An 18,729-nucleotide genomic window follows, 5' to 3' on the forward strand; every position below is an offset into this window, starting at 1 on the left:
ATCACAACGGACAACCGTTGGCTAGCGATACGAATGGATTCCAGACGCTTTCCAGCACCGGATAAACCTTAAGAAACATTGAAATTTGTCATAATATTTCTGAATAATTCCAACTATGGAGGACGGCGGGCAATACTATCTTGTATAGTGTAACCAGCAGGGTTTGGCGAACAGGAGGATATGCGTAATGAATAGGCGGGTATTAATTGTAGACGACGAGCGGGAGATTGCGGAGCTCATTGAAATTTATTTGCGGAATGAAGGCTATGAGACGGAAATTGCGTTTGACGGCGAGCAAGCGCTTGAGGCATATGGCAAGGCTGCGTTCGACTTGGTTATTCTCGACATTATGATGCCGAAGATGGATGGTCTCGAAGTGTGCCGGAGATTAAGGCGGGATCATGCGGTTCCGATTCTGATGGTGAGCGCGAAAGCCGAAGATATGGACAAAATTATGGGGCTCATGACAGGCGCCGATGATTATATGATCAAACCGTTTAACCCCTTGGAGCTGATCGCCCGGGTCCGGTCGCTGATTAGACGCTCCTACCAATACAATCCGGTGGCAACTGCGCAAAGCCAGGAACGGGAAGGACTTGTTCTGGGAGCGCTGACGATAGATAAAGCAAGCTATACCGCTGCGGTTGAAGGGAAGGCGTTAAATCTAACCTCAACCGAGTTTGGCATTCTTTATTTGCTTGCGAGCAATCCGGGCAGAGTGTTCAGTGCGGAGGAGATTTTCCAGCAGGTGTGGAAGGAGAAGTACTTCGAGTCCAATAACACGGTTATGGTTCATATCAGCAAGCTTCGGGACAAGCTGGAGCAGGAGCTTGGGGATAAGCTGATCGTAACCGTATGGGGGGTCGGCTATAAAATTGAAGGATAGAATCGCATTGCGGATGGTATGGCGGACGCTGCTGCATCTGGCGATCAGCATTGCTCTAGGCAGTATTAGCATCATTTTTTTAGTGGCAGGCGGCGATATTTTGCTCAGAGGCTCCCGCTTGCGCAGAGTAGTTATTGACATGTTTGATATTTTAGGGCGACAGGAAACGATGTATGCAGCGGGCATCATTCTAATACTCGCTTTTTTCTGTTTTTTCCAATGGAGATCCTACCGCAGTCTGGAGCGGATCGGCCATTCCATCCGTTACATTTCTGAAGGTCATTTCGATGACGTTATTCCGATTGTGCCGCGCAGCCATTTCGCGAATTTGGCTAAAGATATGAATGTGCTCGTTGAGCGGCTAAAAAACTCGTTGGACGACGAACGGCGTGCCGAGCAGACGAAAAATGAACTGATCACGAACGTCTCGCATGATTTGCGGACGCCGCTTACTTCGGTTCTCGGTTACCTTGGCCTAGTGGAGCAGGACCGTTATCGCGATGAGGTGGAGCTGCGCCATTATGTGCAGATCGCATATGAGAAGTCGCAGCGGCTCCATGTTCTGATTAATGATTTGTTCGAATATACACGTATGCGCCATGATGCGGTTCCGCTTCAGCAGGTGCAGATGAGCCTGAAGGAAATGCTCGGCCAGCTGCTTGTGCAGTTTTTGCCGGAGCTGCGGCAGGCTGAGATGGAGGGGAAGCTGTACGGTGATGATAAAGAGGTCATCATCTCGGGGGACCCAGGCAAGCTGGTTCGGGTGTTTGAGAATTTGCTGTCCAACGCGATCGCATACGGCAAAGAAGGGAAGAGAGTAGAAGTCCGTCTGCAGAAGATGGAAGGCTGGGCTTTAGTTGAGGTGACGAACTACGGAGAGACGATATCGGCGGCAGATCTTCCTTATTTATTCGACCGGTTTTACCGGGTGGATAAGTCGCGGACCGAGAAGTCCGGCGGATCTGGGCTTGGCCTAGCTATTGCCAAGGGCATCGTCGAAAAGCATGGCGGCGAGATTAGCGTAACGAGCGAGTCATCGGTGACGACCTTTAGAGTGAAGCTGCCTGCGCTGGATTAGGGCCCTAGTTTAAGACAAATTTAAGTTTTAATTATGATTTTGTTACATCCCCCTTAAAATGCCCCTCCTACAATAGGAGAAGAAAGATACGGCATGGAGAGGGGATTTTTTTATGAATAGCACTAGGAAAATGAATCGGAAAGCAGCAGGCCTATTTTTACTATTAGCGGGGATTACGGTGTTTGGCCTGGCCGGCTCCGAGTGGTATAGCAGACCGGTACAATCGAAGAAATCATTGAATATCGCCGCAGAGGCTGCCATATTGCTGGATGCACAGACGGGCAAAGTCATCTTTGAGAAAAATGCTAATGCTGCGCTGCCGCCTGCCAGCATGTCAAAGATGATGACCGAGCTGCTCGTTCTTGATCGTGTAAACGACGGGCTTTTGAAATGGAGCGATAAAATAAAGACGAGCCGGTACGCCGCGGATGCGCCTGGTGCGCAGATCGGATTCGGCCCTGGCGAGAGCTGGACGGTCAGAGAATTGTTCGAGGCGACAACGGTTCATTCCGCGAATGATGCTGCAATAGCATTGGCCGAGCATATCGGCGGCACGGAGAAGAAATTTGTACGAATGATGAATGAACGCGGCAAGGAGATCGGTTTATCAGATAAAGCGGTATTCGGCAATGCAACGGGACTAAGTATGACGGACCTCGTTGCTTTCCCGGAAGCGTCCGCCTCGAAAGAGACGGAGTTAACGGCCAAAGATACGGCCAAGCTCGCTTATTATTTGATCAGCAAATATCCGGAAGTGCTGGAGGTAACGGCTAGAGACAGCGTGAAGCTGACCAGCTCCGACGCTAGACTGCAGACGACGAATATGATGCTGTCAGGGAAGCCTTTCGCTTATCCGGGAAATGATGGTCTAAAGACCGGCTACACGGAGCGGGCTGGCTATTGTTTTACAGGAACGGCGAAGGTTGACGGCAAACGGCTAATTACGGTTGTCATGGGAGCGGGCACAGCGGACGCCAGGTTCGAGGAAACGCAAAAGCTGCTTCATTATGGGTTTCAAACGAGTAAATTCGACAGCTGGAAAATAGACATGTCGGCTAAAATCGGACTGATTGCGGCTGCGGCGCGATAACCGCGATTTGTCGGATGCTCCGCCACCGATGTCACATACACGTTAAATTTATGGGTATATTTATCTATTTATTAATATCATTAATTTTAAATGTCATATAATCTTACACAAACCCATTTACTTCCTGAAATAGGCTGTCTATAATGGAACTATTATAGGCAGAGAGGTGAACCTATGCAGTTGACGGAACGCGAGAAGGAGAAGCTGCTTATAACGATTGCAGCCGATTTGGCCAGGCGCCGCTTAAACCGCGGGGTGAAGCTGAACTATCCCGAAAGCATTGCACTTATTACCTCGGAAATAATGGAAGGCGCACGCGACGGACTGACGGTTGCCGAGCTTATGACTTACGGAACGCGAGTGCTGCGCCGGGATCAGGTCATGCCTGGCATTCCGGAGATGATTCATGAAGTTCAAGTGGAGGCGACGTTTCCGGATGGCACGAAGCTTGTAACGGTTCACCATCCGATTGCGCAATAACCGGGATAGAGGGAGGAACTTGCTATGATACCGGGACAATACCGGACGGCGGCAGGTCATATTGCGCTGAATGCCGGAAGGCGGACGATCGCATGCATCGTGGTCAATACAGGCGACCGGCCGGTGCAGGTCGGCTCGCATTTTCATTTTTTTGAAGTGAACCGGGCTTTGAAGTTCGACCGCGAAGCCGCCTATGGTATGAGGCTTCATATCCCGGCTGGCACTGCGGTCCGTTTCGAACCGGGCGAAGAGAAGCCGGTGACGCTGGTGGAGCTGGGCGGCTCGAAGCTGAGTTATGGTTTGAACGGCTTGTCTCAAGGCAAAGCAGAAATCGGGGCGATGCCGGATGAGGTGCGGGCCAGACTGGCGGCTTGGGAAGGGGATCGAGCATGAGTACTATGGATCGGCAGAGCTATGCGGCGATGTTCGGGCCGACGGTCGGCGACGCTGTCCGGTTGGCGGATACCGAGCTCTGGGCTCGAATCGAGCATGACTACACCGTATATGGCGATGAGTGCAAGTTTGGAGGCGGCAAAGTTATTCGCGACGGCATGGGACAGTCCAGTGGCGCAATTCGTGATGAAGGCGTTCTGGATACACTCATTACGAATGCCATCATTATTGATCACTGGGGTATCGTCAAAGCGGATATCGGCTTGAAGAATGGTGTAATCGTCGGTGTGGGCAAAGCCGGCAATCCGGATATTATGGACGGCGTATCGCCGAATATGATTGTTGGAGCGAGCACTGAGGTTATTGCGGGCGAAGGTAGGATCGTAACGGCTGGAGGCGTCGATTCGCATATTCATTTTATATGCCCCCAGCAGATCGAGACAGCATTATCCTCCGGTGTTACGACGATGATCGGCGGCGGGACGGGGCCGGCAACGGGAACGAACGCTACGACAGTAACGCCAGGCGCTTGGCATATGCGGCGGATGCTGGAGGCTGCGGAGCAGTTTTCGATGAACATCGGTTTTACCGGCAAAGGAAATGCATCATTCACCGAACCGCTCATCGAGCAGATTGAAGCGGGTGCAATTGGCCTGAAGCTTCACGAGGATTGGGGAACGACTCCCGCTGCGATTGACGCCTGTCTGCGGGCTGCTGATCAATTCGACATTCAAGTTGCCATCCACTCCGATACATTGAATGAAGCCGGTTTTATTGAAGATACGCTGGCAGCGATCGGCGGGCGGACCATACATACTTATCATACCGAGGGAGCGGGCGGCGGCCATGCGCCGGATATTATTGTAGCTGCCGGTGAGCTTAACGTGCTCCCGTCGTCGACCAACCCGACGCGTCCGTTCACGATTAATACGATAGAAGAGCATCTCGACATGCTCATGGTCTGCCATCACTTGGACAGCCGAATTCCGGAGGATGTGGCTTTTGCTGATTCCCGGATTCGGCCGGAGACGATTGCCGCGGAAGATATTTTGCATGACATGGGCGTATTCAGCATGATCAGCTCCGACTCGCAAGCGATGGGCCGTGTGGGCGAGGTTATCATTCGAACTTGGCAAACCGCGGATAAAATGAAAAAGCAGCGGGGGCCGCTTGCTCCGGATGATGCGGAAAGCGATAACTTTCGAATTAAGCGCTACATTGCCAAATATACGATTAATCCGGCTATTACGCACGGCGTCTCGCATGTAGTGGGATCGATCGAACCGGGCAAATTCGCCGATCTGGTCATTTGGCATCCGATGTTTTTCGGCGTAAAGCCGGACCTGGTCTTGAAGGGCGGCAGTATCGCCTACGCGCAGATGGGAGACCCCAATGCTTCGATACCTACACCTCAGCCTGTATTCGGCCGTCCGATGTTTGCTTCATTCGGCAAACTAGTGCAGAGCAGCTCTATTACATTCGTATCGCAAGCTGCATATGACCGCGGAATAGCCAGCGAGTTAGGCCTTCAGAAGCGGATCGAGGCGGTTCGCGGCTGCCGCAGCGTGACGAAAAAGGACATGATTCATAATGATGCGACGCTAAAGCTCGAAGTGGACCCGGAAACCTATAAAGTAACGGTCGACGGCGAGCATGTTACTTGCGAGCCAGCGGCTGAGCTGCCGATGGCGCAGCGTTATTTTTTGTTCTAAAGGAAGGCAGGTGGCAGGCGAGATGATCCCTTGGCTGGCGATGCAGCAGCTTCTCGATTCCGCCTTGCCGATCGGCGGTTTCTCCCATTCTTTTGGCTTGGAGACGCTTGTACAGGAAGGCCGGATGGATACGACAGCAAAGCTGTATGATTATGCTTCAGCGATGCTGATGCAAAGCTGGGCGACATCGGATGCGATGGTGATCCGGGCCGTGTATCGTGACGCTCCTGTTGGAGCTTGGAAAGCATTGTGGGCGGTGGAGCGATTCGTTCATGTGCAGCGTATAGCGGCGGAGACGAGGAGCGGTGTGGAAAAGATGGGCCGCAGGCTGCTGCAGCTGGCCGGCTCCATACATCCGCAGCTGGACTGGGCGCCTCTAACGGAGGGGCTGCACAGCGGCGAATGTCTTGCGACGCACCCGCTCGTTCACGGCTATGCCTGTCTGCAATTTGGACTATCGGAGGAGCAGGGGATTCAAGGCTACTTGTACACCTGTATCGTCACCTGCGTAAACAGCGCATTGCGTCTTATGTCGATGGGGCAGACGGAAGGGCAGGCGCTTATTGCCAGCCTTTCGAAGCTTACTGAAGAGGCGGCTGCCCTTTCGCTCCGTATGGAGCCGGAAGAGGCTTATGCCAATATGCCGATGGCGGAGCTTGGCATGATCCGTCATGAACGATTGTATTCCCGCTTGTTTATGTCTTGAATGAGAAGCATAGAATCTCGAATCGAAGCTGAAATGAAACCATTTAATGGAGGGATTGCAATGTGTGAAGGACAAGGACATTCGCATCAACAATGGGAGAAACCGATTTTTGACGGGGCGCGTCCAATTCGGGTCGGCATTGGCGGACCTGTAGGATCGGGGAAAACGGCATTAGTCGAAGTGATGTCGCGCGAGCTTAGCGGCAAGTACAGTCTCGCCGTTATTACCAACGATATTTATACGAAGGAAGATGCACGCATTCTGGTTAACACCGGTGTGCTGCCGGAGGAGCGGATTATCGGTGTAGAGACAGGCGGCTGTCCGCATACGGCGATTCGGGAGGACGCATCGATGAATTTCGAGGCGATCGAGGAGCTGGAGCGGCGCTTTGACGGACTGGACCTGATCTTCATTGAAAGCGGCGGCGACAATTTGGCGGCGGCTTTCAGCCCGGAGCTGGTCGATCTGTTTATTTATATTATAGACGTAGCACAAGGGGAGAAAATACCGCGTAAAGGCGGACCGGGCATCATGCGCTCTGATTTGCTTATCATCAATAAAATTGATTTGGCTCCATTTGTGGGCGCCAGCCTTGAAGTGATGGATGCCGACTCCAAGCAAATGCGGGGCAATAAGCCGTTTGTTTTCTCCAACATGCATGGCGGCGACGGCGTGGATGAGATTGTAGGCTGGCTGGAGCATGAGCTTGCTCATGCCCGCGGCGAAGCGCATTCGCATATCATTCAATTGGGCGCTGCGCCTCATTCGCACTAAGATGACACGTCAAGAAGTTCCTTCATTTGCAGGCTGGCAGATGCAAACCTCTGTATTGCACGCATCATTTGCCAGAGCAAATGGAGGAGCAGGTACAATACTTACCGATAAATACCATACGGCTCCAATTAAAATCGCCAAAGCTTTTCCGCTTGAAGGACAACTGGGTGTTATCGTAATGGATGTGTCGCCCGGGTTGTTGAACGGCGACCGGTATGAATTCGATTGGCGGGCAGGCGAAGGTGCTTATACATTCATCACTAATCAATCCTATACGAAGGTTCATCCCAGCGGGGAAGATGGCGGCTCCTCTATGCTGCAAAGCTTTTCTCTTGAGAGGGATGCCGTCATCGAGCATATGCCGGAGCCGATTATGCTCTTTCAATCGGCAGCACTGGACAATAAAACGCGGGTGACACTCGCACCCGGGGCGGTCTGGATGCAGGCGGATGTGCTATGCCCGGGAAGGACGCTGCGTAATGAGGTGTTCCGCTATCGGGAGCTTCGCAATACGCTGACTGTTCATTACGGCGAGGAGCTTATCTTTGCGCAGAGACAGCGGATCAAGCCGCCGGAACAGAGGCTGTCCGCTCCGGGATGCTGGGAAGCACAGACGCATTGGGCGACCTTCTACTTGTTCTCAGACCGCGTCAACGGTGCTTTGCTGGAGGCGCTTCAGATGGTGCTGGATCAGCTGCCTTCATTTCAGCAGCATACGGTGCTGGCTGGAGCGACATTGACCTATCGACACGGCATTGCGGTCTCTGCGGCGTCAACAGCCGCTTGGCCGCTGCAGCAGACGATGAGGCTGCTTTGGGATGCGGCGCGGCTGTCAATGTTCGGCAAGCCGCCGCTGTCTTTGTTGAGGAACTAGAGAAACGACTCTTTTCGCGGATGCGGAAGGAGCCGTTTTTTATTGTTTTTTTGTTTGAAATCGTGCTCAAAGGTTGGCTCCGCGCGGAAAAAACGGTATTATGAAGAGAATTAAAGGATGATGCGAGGGAATGCAATGGATGAGCGTTTGCGTGAAAAGCAAGAGAAGCTTGTAGAGATGGACGATGCGTTCCGGCTGCTCCGGCGGCTGATTAACGCAGAATACAATCGATTCAACGTTCATGGGCTTGGAATGACCGAAGGGAAAATGGTGCTCCTGCTTGATGAGCTTGGACCGCAAAAGGCTTCTGCTATGGCCGAATTGCTTCGGATAACGAGCGGTGCTGTAACAGGCATTGCCGACCGGCTCATTGAACATGGCTATATCGAGCGGGCAAGAAGTGACCAGGATCGCCGTATCGTGCTGCTCGAGATTACGGACGAAGGCCGGAAGCTGGTCGGGTTCATCCATGAAATGCGCCAACGGATTATGAACGAGCTGTATGACGGGTTCGAGGTCGAAGAAATGGAGATTGCTACGAAAATGTTTCAAAAAATGTCGCGTAATCTGGAAGCGAAGCGAGAATCGGAATGCCTGAATATAGATTCTTCGAGAGGAATCCCGAAGTTGTAAGATAGAAAAATAGCTTTTCCGCCAGCTGGCGGAAAAGCTATTTTTATTATGAAGCAGTAGTACTCTAATCCATTATGCTTCGGTTGCTTGCTGTCTATTGATAGCTGCTGGTGCTGCTTCGGCTTCCGGGTCCTCAGCTTGACCCGTACGTTTGATAAAGAAGGACAGCAGCAAACCGACAATTCCAATTCCGATAATGACGACATATGCATCATTAATGCCTTGAATCGTCGCCTCCATCAGCATATGCTCCTTCGTGCCTGCAGCACCTGAGGTCATCATATCTGTAAGATGCGTTTTGGTGCTGTTCGTCATTACGGTGACAAGCAATGCCGTACCGATTCCGCCGGCTACTTGCTTAATGGTGTTGGAAATTGCTGTGCCATGTGCGTTAAGCCGCGCAGGAAGCTGGTTCAGGCCGGCAGTTGTTATCGGCATCAGGAACATTGCCATCCCGAAACGGCGTCCCGTAGACATCAGGACCAAATACGTATAGCTTGTGGAATCGGTCAGATTCACGAAGCCGATCGTGGTCAGAATCGTAATGATCAGTCCGATAATGGACAGCCATTTCGCTCCAAAACGGTCAAACAGCTTGCCGGTTACCGGCATCATGAAGCCCATCAGCAGCGCACCTGGCAGCATAAGAAGTCCAGACTCCATAGCTGTATAGCCGCGTGCGCTTTGCAAATACAGCGGAAGCAGCATCATATCTGCATACATGACCATTGTCACGACGATATTAATAACGGTTGTCAACGAGAACATGCTGTATTTGAATGCTCTCAGATCGAGAAGCGGGCTGCTGGAAACCAGCTGCCTCCAGGTGAAGAGACCAAGGGAAACAACCCCTGCGGCGATAGAGATAAGAACTTCTGCGCTTGACCAGCCCTTGCCGCCGGCGCTGCTGAAGCCGTACAGAATAGCGCCAAAGCCGATTGTCGAGAGAATGACCCCTAAGATGTCGACTTTAGGATAGCTTCGCTCCGATACATTTTTCAAATAAATAAAGGCAATTCCAATAATAATGACAGCGAACGGAATCATGCCGTAGAACATCGTGCGCCACGAGTAATGCTCCATAATATACCCTGCGAGCGTAGGGCCGATAGCAGGCGCGAAAATAATGGCGAACCCGACCATTCCCATCGCAGCCCCGCGCTTATCGGGAGGGAAAATAGTCAGAACGACTGTCATGAGCAGCGGCATAATAATCCCGGCTCCGGCAGCTTGAATCAGACGGCCGATCAGCAGGAGATCGAAGTTATGAGCCAAAGCGGACACGATGGTTCCGCAGAGGAATATGATCATGGAAGACTGGAAAAGCTCGCGTGTCGTGAACCGCTGCATAAGGAAAGCTGTAATCGGTATAAGCACTCCATTTACGAGCATATAACCGGTTGTCAGCCACTGGGCTGTAGACGCGCCAATCTGAAAGTCAGCCATCAGTTCAGGGGTCGCGACTCCCATAATGGTCTGATTTAACACCGCGATAAACGCTCCGAGAATCATAACGAACAACAATGGGCCTTTTTTGATCGAACTGCTGTCAAAGGCTGAATGACTACTCACAAAAACTCAATCCCTTCATACTTACTTCTTGATGAACTTGAAACTAATAGACACTTTGTTGCATAGTTAACTTAGCGTTTTAAATTATAATCAACGGGTATGCAATCTACAAGCAACAGCTTTTCTAAAACTGTTTCATAGTTTACGTCAGCAGGCAAACCGTCGTATAGTGGAATAATAATTTACAAATCGGCACTCAACTGTCGTATAGATAAGCTATGGAAAAGGATATGAGCGGCTATATGTCAACAACAACACCCCGGACCGATCCGCGAGTTCTGCGCACGCGCCAACTGATTCGCGAAGCATTTATCGATTTGCTGCAGGAGCTTGAGCTGGAAAAAATAACGGTGAACCGGATTACGGAGCGCGCTACGATTAATCGTGTTACGTTCTATCTGCATTACCGGGATATTCCGGATATGGTGGAGAAAATAGCGGAGGAAATGATTAAGCAGATTGAGGAAATCATAAATGATGCTTCCAATCCGTCTCCTGTCAGAGACAAGGATTGGCCCATTATGTACAAAATGCAAAAGCTGATCGAGCATATCGCCGACAACTCTAAGTTTTATAAAGTGCTGCTTGCTTCAAAACGCATTCCGGTTTTTACGGATAGTCTGATGAATCTAATGATTAAACTCATCACCGAGAGAGCGCAAAATCGGGAGCCGTCTACAGCTTTGTCAACTACCCGGGTACCTACGGATATTGCGATTTGGTACGGATCTTCCGCCTTTATCGGAACGATTATTAACTGGCTTCGGCATGATATGCCCTACACGCCAGCTTTTCTTGCCAAACAGCTTTCACATCTGTTTCGGCTGCAATTGCCTGAAACGGACTAGCAATAGTTCTCCGGACGGAGAGAAAACGTATTCAATTGTTACAAATTGATGGCAATGATGCATTCTTTTAGCCGCAGTTCGACAAAATACTGTAGAATAGTAAAGTATTTTGTCGAAATTAAAATAAAATGATTTATTCCGACAATACAACTGTGGTAAGATGGGATTAAATAAAATTATAAAGCAGGAATAGGGGAGACTTGAATCAATGAAAAAGACATTATCATTAGTTGTAACGATGTTAGCAATCGTAGCGGTACTTGCCGCATGCGGTTCGAATAACAAAGGCAGCAACGCTGGTACAGGCGAGAATGGCGCTGGAGCAGGCAATGACGGCGGCAAGAAAAAACGCATCGCGCTTGTGCTTCCTGAAAAAATTGGCGTTAACCCGTTTTTCGCAACGATGGACGAAGGCTTGAAAAAAGCTGGAGAAGATTTCGGCGTAGAAGTGAAAACGATCGAATCGACAGACCCGGCAGCGCTTGAGCAAAACCTGCGCGCTACTGTTGCTGAAAACTATGACCTGATCATTACGGCAACTTTCCAAGCAGAAGATGCTTTGACGAAAGTCGCTACAGAAAATCCGAACAAGCCGTTCGCGATTATCGACACGACAGTTGATCTTCCTAACGTGCGCAGCGTAAAATTCCGTGAGCAAGAAGCGGCTTACCTGCTTGGCGCAGCAGCGGGCTTGTCCACGAAAACAAACGTTGTAGGCGCGGTTGTAGCGATGGACACGCCGCTGTTGAAAAAATACACTTCCGGCTTTGAGCAAGGCTTGAAAGCTACGAACCCGGATGCAAAATTCCTTGTTAACTATGTAGGCAGCTTCGTGGATTCCCCGAAAGCGAAAGAGCTGGCTTTGCTGCAATACTCGCAAAAAGCTGACTTTGTAGCCGGCATGTCCGCAGTAGGCGACCTTGGCGTATTCGAAGCGGCGAAAGAGAAAAACCTTTACGCTTCCGGCCAAGACATTGACCGTACACTTGACGACCCTGAGCATATCGTATTGTCGCAGCTGAAAGGCACAGACACAGTAACTTACGAAACAGTAAAAGACTTTGTTGGCGGCAACTTCGAATTCTCTTCGGTTGACTACGGCTTGAAAGAAAAAGGTGTAGGCGTTACATTCATTACGAATGAAACGACTTCCGCACTGAGCCCGTTCATTGGCCAAGAGACAGTGGACAAAGTTAAGGCGATTGCAGAAGATATTATTTCTGGTAAAATTGTAGTACAAACTCCGTAGGTTCAAAATAGTAAAATACTGCCGGCTGCTGATCGCAGCCGGTTTCCTGTTGCCTACATAAAAAAGGGAGGAGCGATGTTATGCTGCTGCAATTGGACAAAATAACAAAGTCTTACGGCGCCGTTACCGCTAACCGGGAAGTCGACTTCTCGCTGCGCGCGGGTGAAATCCATGCGCTTGTAGGAGAGAACGGCGCTGGAAAAACGACGCTGATGCGTATTTTATACGGCATGGAAACGCCAACCTCCGGTTCAATTACCGTTCAGGGCGAGGAGAAGCATTTTAGCAGCCCGACGGATGCGATCCGCAGTAAAATCGGCATGGTGCATCAGCATTTCATGCTGTTTCCGTCTTTTACCGTAGCTGAAAATATCGTCATTGGCAGGGAGCCCTCGAAGGCAGTCGGCTTCGACCGGAAGGAAGCGGCTGCCCAAACGGAAGCGCTGGCTCGTCAGTACGGGATGCCGGTAGATCCTTGGCAGAAGGTTGAGGATTGCTCGCTCGGCATGCAGCAGCGGGTCGAAATATTGAAAGTGCTTCATCAAGGCGCGGAAATTATCATTCTCGATGAACCAACTGCTGTTTTGACGCCGCTGGAAGTTAAGGAGCTGCTCGTTGCAATTAAAGCGCTGTCCGCCAAGGGCAAAAGCTTTATTCTCATCAGCCATAAGCTTCAGGAAATTATGGAAGTGGCTGACCGGATTACCGTGCTTCGCGATGGCCGCGTAACAGGAACGGTCGACGCAAAGGACACGAATGTCGAGGAGCTGTCGCGTCTGATGGTCGGCCGGGATCTTGTTGATATGGTTCGGGAGACGCCAAAGCCGGGTAAAACGGTGCTGGAGGTTAAAGGGCTGACGGTGCGGGGAAATCAACTGCATCCGGCGCTTAATGATGTGAATCTGCATGTCCGGGAAGGCGAAATTGTCGGCATTGCCGGCATATCCGGCAATGGACAATCCGAGCTGCTGCAGGCGGTATCCGGCTTGTTGAAGCCGGATGAGGGCGATGTGCTGCTGCTTGGCGAAAGCATGAAGGGCCAGTCCGTCCGCACAATACGCGAACGCGGCATGGCGCATATACCGGAGGACCGTTACCAATGGGGCGTTGCCAAAGGGGCAAGCGTGATGGAAAACGGACTTATGGGACATTACCGCAAATTCCAGCGCAACGGCATTCTTCGCGGCTCCGCGATCCGCAAGCTTGTTAGCGGCTGGGTACAGCAATTTGGCATTAAGACCGGATCCATTCATACGAAAGCGCAAAATCTGTCGGGCGGCAATTTACAGAAGCTGATCGTTGCCCGGGAGCTTGCACAGAAGACTCCGTTTCTCATAGCTGCAGAACCTACGCGCGGCGTGGATGTCGGAGCTATGGAAATCATCCATGGCGAGCTGCTGAAGAAAAGAGCGGAGCAAGGCGCGATTCTGCTTGTGTCCTCGGAATTGACGGAAATATTGAAGCTTTCGGATCGCATTCTAGTTATGAATGAAGGCCGAATCGTAGGCGAGCTGTCGGCAGAAGCTGCAACCGAGCAGCAAATCAGTTTATTAATGGCAGGAGGAAAAGCGGTTGGATAATCTTAAAAGTACGGCGCGCGCGCTGCTTCAGCCGCTTCTCGCTATTATTGTCGGCTTGATCGCAGGCGCTATCGCAATCGCAGTCGTCGGAGGTTCTGTGTTCGAGACTTACGGCGAAATGTGGAAGGGCGCTTTCGGCAGCTTTTACTTCTTCACCAATACGCTTAGCCGGGCGACACCTATAATACTGATTGGTCTGGGCGTTGCGCTTGCTTTCCGCGCCGGATTTTTCAATATGGGGTCAGAAGGCCAAATGGTGCTCGGTGCACTAAGCGCGGCGGTTACAGCAATTTACTTGCCGGGACCAGGCTGGCTGAAGCTTGTTGCCGCTCTGGTTGCGGGTATTGCAGCCGGCGGCTTGTGGTCTGCACTCGCGGGCTGGCTTGACGCTAAATTCAGAATGAACTTGTTGATCACGACACTGCTTTTGAACTATGTAGCGGTGCTGTTTGCCGGGTACATCGTATCCTATCCTTTGAAGGACAAGTCAGGCTCGGCAGCAATGGCACAGACGGTAATGATCGACAAGGCCGCATGGCTGCCGAAGCTGTTCCCGGGCATGAGTTTGCATGCCGGTTTTATCCTTGCTGCTGCGGGCGCGATCTTGCTGGCGCTATTCATGCGCCATACAGTTGGCGGTTATGAAGTCCGGATGCTGGGCGGAAATCCGCTTTTCGCCGGATACGGCGGGGTGAAACGCGGTCAGATGATGATCTACAGCATGCTCGCAAGCGGCGGATTTGCCGGCTTGGCTGGTGCAGGCGAGGTGCTTGGCACGCAATACCGGTATCTCGACAATGCGTTGACGGCTCCAAGCTATGCGTGGTCCGGTATTATGGCTACGCTGCTGGCAGGATCGAATCCGCTGGGTACAGCGCTGGCGGCTCTGCTGCTGGCGGCTCTTCAGACCGGAGGCATGGGTGTAGAGCGCAATACGAGCGTTCCGCTGGAAGTGTCCAGCATCATTCAGGCGGTTCTCATTTTGTTTATATCCGCAAGATTTACGTACTCTTATTTCAAGAAGAAGAAAAAGAAAGCGGGGGCTTCCAATGGACCAGCTGTTTGATGTCTCGTTGTTCGCATCGACGCTCCGTATGGTCACGCCGATTTTGCTGGCGGCGCTAGGCGGCGCATTATGCTCCCGCGTCGGACTTTTTAACGTCGGTCTGGAAGGCCTCATTCTGATCGGCGCTTTTGCGGCGATTGTAGGCAATCATTTGACCGGCAGCGTTTGGCTTGCTGTGCTGTTTGCGATCGCGTGTGTGCTTGTGTTCTCAGCGTTAATGGCTTATATGAGCATACATCTCAAAGCCAATATTATCGTCGTTGGTATTTCGCTTAACTTTTTAGCGGCCGGGCTGACGACCTTCTCATTGCGGGCTATTTTTAATGTAAAAGGCGCTTTCTATGACAAGGACATGATCGGGTTGCCGAAATGGGATATCCCGCTCTTGAAGGATATTCCATGGCTTGGCGATGTCCTCTCAGGCCATTCACCGCTCGTCTACCTGTCTCTGGTGCTTGTATTTGTTCTTCAATATTACTTGTTCAAAACGGTTTCCGGCTTCCGGCTGCTTGCAGCGGGTGAGAATCCGACGGCTGCCCGGAGCCTTGGCATCAAAGTAACCCGTATCCAATATGGCGCTATTCTGATGTGCGGCGTGCTTTGTGCGCTGGCTGGCGCGCAGCTGTCGCTTGGCCAAGTTACGATGTTTACAGAAGGCATGACGGCCGGCCGCGGCTTCATCGCATTGGTTGCTACGATGCTTGGACAATCGAGTCCGCTTGGCGTACTCGGCTCCAGCATGCTGTTCGGCTTGATGGATGCGCTCAGTACGAGACTCCAAGGCTTCGCGGTTCCGGTTCATTTTACAATGATGCTGCCTTATCTCGTTACCATTGTTGCGATGTTCTTCTTTAAAGATAAAAGCTATATGCAGGAAGCGCGTAAAGCGAATGAGAGCTCCCGTTAAGCTAGGAGGATGACATAGACATGAACAAGAAGGCTGAACGTTTGAAAAAAGCGCCGGTCCGGGTTGCCGAGGTGGCTCCGGAGCTTGCTCACCGCGTACCGCCGGGCCAGACGATTACGGAGCGGTTCCCGATTCTTCATGAAGGCGATGTGCCGAAATATGACTTGTCGACATGGACGCTTCGTATATTCGGAGAAGTGGCAGAGGAACGGATCTTCACCTTCGAAGAGCTGATGGCTTTGCCTCAGACGAAGCAGGTGAACGATATTCACTGCGTAACCCGCTGGTCGAAGCTTGACACGGAGTGGGAGGGCATTCGTTTTATCGACCTGCTGCCTCTGCTGGGTGTTCATGCCGATGCCAAATATGTGATGATCCATGCGGATGAGAACTATGACACGAATCTGCCGCTGGAGGACTTGCTGCTGGATAATGTGATGCTTGCTCACAGCTTTGACGGCGAGCCGCTGACGGACAAGCACGGCTGGCCGCTACGGCTCGTTGTGCCGCATTTGTATTTCTGGAAAAGCGCGAAGTGGATTCGCGGTATTGAATTTATGAAGGAAGACCGTCCTGGCTTCTGGGAGCGCAACGGCTTCCACAATTACGCAGACCCGTTCCGCGAGCAGCGGTTCTCCGGCGAGACGATCGATATTCCGGAAGACGAGTGGGTTCATAAGGAGTTTGATTAATATGCTGTTGTCTATTTTACAGGTTCAATCTGAAGATTTGCCGCCATTTGCCATCGTATGCGGCGATCCTTTCCGCGCTGAGAAAATTGCCGGCAAGCTGACAAATGCCCGCGAATTGGCTTTCAGCCGCGAATACCGCACCTTTGTCGGCGAGTATGACGGTGTCCGTCTGGCCGTTGTAAGTCACGGTGTCGGTTCCCCTGGTGCTGCCGTTTGCTTCGAGGAGCTCATTCGCGGCGGTGTGAAAACGCTGATCCGCGTTGGCACAGCGGGTTCCTACTCCGCTGATCATCCGGCTGGCAGCTTGATCGTCAGCACGGCTGCGGTTCGTGCGGAAGGCTTGACGAGCCAGCTCGTACCGAGCGGCTTCCCGGCTGTTGCCGATACTGACGTGACAACGGCTCTATATGAAGCTGCTGTCGTTGAGGGCGGCATCGTCAAGAAAGGCATTACAGTTACGCTCGATGTGTTCTTCAACGGCGTTGTCGAAGTGCCGCATAAGCAATACAAGGCAGCAGGCGTGTTGGCGGTTGAGATGGAAATCGCAGCGCTGTATGTCGTTGCTGCTCTTCGCGGAGTACGCGCCGGCGCTATCGTTGCATTGGACGGCTATGCCGACTCTGATCTGGCAGCCGAATATGATCCGCACACGAATGTCGTTGCGGATGCTGTGGAGCGCGAGATCATCGCCGCGCTGAAGGCAGTTGCGAAGCTTGCAAAAGCATAAGATGGTGGGGCGTCGCAGCAAGGTTTTTCCTTGCTGCAACGCCTTTTTTTTGTGCGTAAAAAAAGCAATCGCTCACTGCGCAATTCGGTCCAACCTGCCGTTCTTGCTTCTATCTGCCTAATCGCTTCCGCGATAGGAGGATGGATAGAAGCTGCAAAAAGTCAGGCTGAACTCGAATTGCTGCATCCGCTCACCTGCCTACTTGTAGAACAATTAATCGCTCATTGCGCAAATCGGTTCAACCTGCCGTTCTTGCTTCCATCTAACTAATCGCTTCCGCGATAGGAGGATGGATAGAAGCTGCAAAAAGTCAGGCTGAACTCGAATCGCTGCCTTCGCTCATAAAACTACTGAATTGATTGGTCATTCTTTTAACTAATCTGCTATTTAAATTATCACAGAGCTCGATGTAACTTTTATCAGGCCAGGCTGCTGCATCAAGTACTTTTCACTAACATTTGCTACCTTTGGGTGTACAGCGAAGCAGGTTCGCAAAACAACGAAGGCAATTTCGCTAAATGGAGGTTCAGGCAGTTCCATTGTAGCTACAGCGAACCAAATTTCGCTAATGGAGAACCTAGGTTCACGGAAAGCGAAGCTGGCTTCGCAAAATGATGGGTGAGGACTCACACCAATGCGTACAACGAAGCGAGGTTCATTAAATAGCGAATGAGCTTCGCTATAGACCGTAAGGTTACTTGGAGGGGCAGGCTAATAGAGTAACTGAGGTGCTATAGCACATGGTAGTTATAAATGGCTCAGCTGATGCCTCCAGCGAAGCAGGTTCGCAAAACAACGAAGGCAATTTCGCTAAATGGAGGTTCAGGCAGTTCCATTGGAGCTAGAGCGAACCAAATTTCGCTATTGGAGAACCTAGGTTCACGGAAAGCGAAACTGTCTTCGCTAAATGACTGGTGCGGCCTCACACCAATGCGCACAACGAAGCGGGATTCACTAAATAGCGAATGAGCTTCGTTGGAGAACCATAATGTTACTTGGAGGGGCAGGCTAGTAGAATAACTACGGTGCTATAGCGTACGAATAGTTATAAATGGCTTTGCTGATGCCCCCAGCGAAGCAGGTTCGCAAAACAACGAAGGCAATTTCGCTAAATGGAGGTTCAGGCAGTTCCACTGTAGCTACAGCGAACCAAATTTCGCTAATGGAGAACCTAGGTTCATGGAAAGCGAAACTGTCTTCGCTAAATGACTGGTGCGGCCTCATACCAATGCGTACAACGAAGCGGGGTTCACTAAATAGCGAATGAGCTTCGTTGTAGAACCATAATGTTACTTGGAGGGGCAGGCTAATAGAGTAACTGAGGTGCTATAGCGCATGAATAGTTACAAATGGCTTTGCTGATGCCTCCAGCGAAGCAGGTTCGCAAAACAACGAAGGCAATTTCGCTAAATGGAGGTTCAGGCAGTTCCACTGTAGCTACAGCGAACCAAATTTCGCTAAT

Annotated in this window: 18 protein-coding genes; 17 read left to right on the forward strand and 1 reads right to left on the reverse strand. The window is 51.3% G+C overall.

Annotated features, from left to right (window positions below):
* Positions 1 to 187 precede the first annotated feature (187 nt).
* The 10 genes from ACFVVF_RS26490 (at position 188) to ACFVVF_RS26535 (ending at position 8,626) form a co-directional block, all read left to right on the forward strand.
* Complete coding sequence (locus ACFVVF_RS26490; RefSeq protein WP_387815889.1) at positions 188 to 886, forward strand: response regulator transcription factor; 699 nt, start codon at positions 188 to 190, stop codon at positions 884 to 886.
* Positions 876 to 1,964: a sensor histidine kinase gene (locus ACFVVF_RS26495; protein ID WP_387815891.1), complete on the forward strand. Its 1,089-nt coding sequence runs from the start codon at positions 876 to 878 to the stop codon at positions 1,962 to 1,964. The genes ACFVVF_RS26490 and ACFVVF_RS26495 overlap by 11 nt, the downstream gene beginning before the upstream one ends.
* Before the next feature lie 112 nt (positions 1,965 to 2,076).
* Positions 2,077 to 3,054: a D-alanyl-D-alanine carboxypeptidase family protein gene (locus ACFVVF_RS26500; protein WP_387815893.1), complete on the forward strand. Its 978-nt coding sequence runs from the start codon at positions 2,077 to 2,079 to the stop codon at positions 3,052 to 3,054.
* A gap of 174 nt (positions 3,055 to 3,228) precedes the next feature.
* Positions 3,229 to 3,534 carry an urease subunit gamma gene (locus tag ACFVVF_RS26505; protein WP_387815896.1) on the forward strand — a complete coding sequence of 102 codons (306 nt, stop codon included), beginning with the start codon at positions 3,229 to 3,231 and terminating at the stop codon, positions 3,532 to 3,534.
* Between the two features lie 24 nt (positions 3,535 to 3,558).
* Positions 3,559 to 3,927, forward strand: coding sequence for an urease subunit beta (locus ACFVVF_RS26510; RefSeq protein WP_387815898.1), 369 nt, complete (start codon positions 3,559 to 3,561; stop codon positions 3,925 to 3,927).
* Positions 3,924 to 5,639, forward strand: coding sequence for an urease subunit alpha (gene ureC, locus ACFVVF_RS26515; RefSeq protein WP_387815900.1), 1,716 nt, complete (start codon positions 3,924 to 3,926; stop codon positions 5,637 to 5,639). The genes ACFVVF_RS26510 and ureC overlap by 4 nt, the downstream gene beginning before the upstream one ends.
* A gap of 22 nt (positions 5,640 to 5,661) precedes the next feature.
* Positions 5,662 to 6,345 carry an urease accessory protein UreF gene (locus tag ACFVVF_RS26520; protein ID WP_387815902.1) on the forward strand — a complete coding sequence of 228 codons (684 nt, stop codon included), beginning with the start codon at positions 5,662 to 5,664 and terminating at the stop codon, positions 6,343 to 6,345.
* 60 nt (positions 6,346 to 6,405) lie between these two features.
* Complete coding sequence (gene ureG / locus ACFVVF_RS26525; protein ID WP_387815961.1) at positions 6,406 to 7,119, forward strand: urease accessory protein UreG; 714 nt, start codon at positions 6,406 to 6,408, stop codon at positions 7,117 to 7,119.
* 1 nt (position 7,120) lies between these two features.
* Positions 7,121 to 7,993: an urease accessory protein UreD gene (locus ACFVVF_RS26530; protein ID WP_387815904.1), complete on the forward strand. Its 873-nt coding sequence runs from the start codon at positions 7,121 to 7,123 to the stop codon at positions 7,991 to 7,993.
* A gap of 117 nt (positions 7,994 to 8,110) precedes the next feature.
* A complete protein-coding gene (locus ACFVVF_RS26535) occupies positions 8,111 to 8,626 on the forward strand; it encodes a MarR family winged helix-turn-helix transcriptional regulator (RefSeq protein WP_387815906.1) in 516 nt (171 codons plus the stop codon).
* Positions 8,627 to 8,698: 72 nt separating this feature from the next.
* Here the strand turns inward: ACFVVF_RS26535 and ACFVVF_RS26540 are convergent, their stop codons facing one another.
* Positions 8,699 to 10,138 carry a DHA2 family efflux MFS transporter permease subunit gene (locus ACFVVF_RS26540; protein WP_387815963.1) on the reverse strand — a complete coding sequence of 480 codons (1,440 nt, stop codon included), beginning with the start codon at positions 10,136 to 10,138 and terminating at the stop codon, positions 8,699 to 8,701.
* 302 nt (positions 10,139 to 10,440) lie between these two features.
* On the opposite strand from ACFVVF_RS26540, the gene ACFVVF_RS26545 reads away from it, so the two are divergent.
* The 7 genes from ACFVVF_RS26545 (at position 10,441) to ACFVVF_RS26575 (ending at position 17,267) form a co-directional block, all read left to right on the forward strand.
* A complete protein-coding gene (locus ACFVVF_RS26545) occupies positions 10,441 to 11,046 on the forward strand; it encodes a TetR/AcrR family transcriptional regulator (RefSeq protein WP_387815908.1) in 606 nt (201 codons plus the stop codon).
* A 208-nt stretch (positions 11,047 to 11,254) separates the two neighbouring features.
* Positions 11,255 to 12,295 (forward strand): BMP family lipoprotein, encoded by a 1,041-nt coding sequence (locus ACFVVF_RS26550; protein ID WP_387815911.1) that lies wholly within the window; start codon positions 11,255 to 11,257, stop codon positions 12,293 to 12,295.
* Positions 12,296 to 12,375: 80 nt separating this feature from the next.
* Complete coding sequence (locus ACFVVF_RS26555; RefSeq protein WP_387815913.1) at positions 12,376 to 13,875, forward strand: ABC transporter ATP-binding protein; 1,500 nt, start codon at positions 12,376 to 12,378, stop codon at positions 13,873 to 13,875.
* Positions 13,868 to 14,941, forward strand: coding sequence for an ABC transporter permease (locus tag ACFVVF_RS26560; protein WP_387815915.1), 1,074 nt, complete (start codon positions 13,868 to 13,870; stop codon positions 14,939 to 14,941). The genes ACFVVF_RS26555 and ACFVVF_RS26560 overlap by 8 nt, the downstream gene beginning before the upstream one ends.
* Positions 14,925 to 15,848, forward strand: coding sequence for an ABC transporter permease (locus tag ACFVVF_RS26565; RefSeq protein WP_387815916.1), 924 nt, complete (start codon positions 14,925 to 14,927; stop codon positions 15,846 to 15,848). The genes ACFVVF_RS26560 and ACFVVF_RS26565 overlap by 17 nt, the downstream gene beginning before the upstream one ends.
* A 20-nt stretch (positions 15,849 to 15,868) precedes the next feature.
* Entirely contained in the window at positions 15,869 to 16,540 is a 672-nt protein-coding gene (locus ACFVVF_RS26570) for a sulfite oxidase-like oxidoreductase (protein ID WP_387815917.1), read from the forward strand.
* 1 nt (position 16,541) lies between these two features.
* A complete protein-coding gene (locus ACFVVF_RS26575) occupies positions 16,542 to 17,267 on the forward strand; it encodes a nucleoside phosphorylase (RefSeq protein WP_387815918.1) in 726 nt (241 codons plus the stop codon).
* Positions 17,268 to 18,729 lie beyond the last annotated feature (1,462 nt).

This window comes from Paenibacillus sp. NPDC058174 (genome assembly GCF_042883865.1).
Taxonomy (GTDB): domain Bacteria; phylum Bacillota; class Bacilli; order Paenibacillales; family Paenibacillaceae; genus Pristimantibacillus.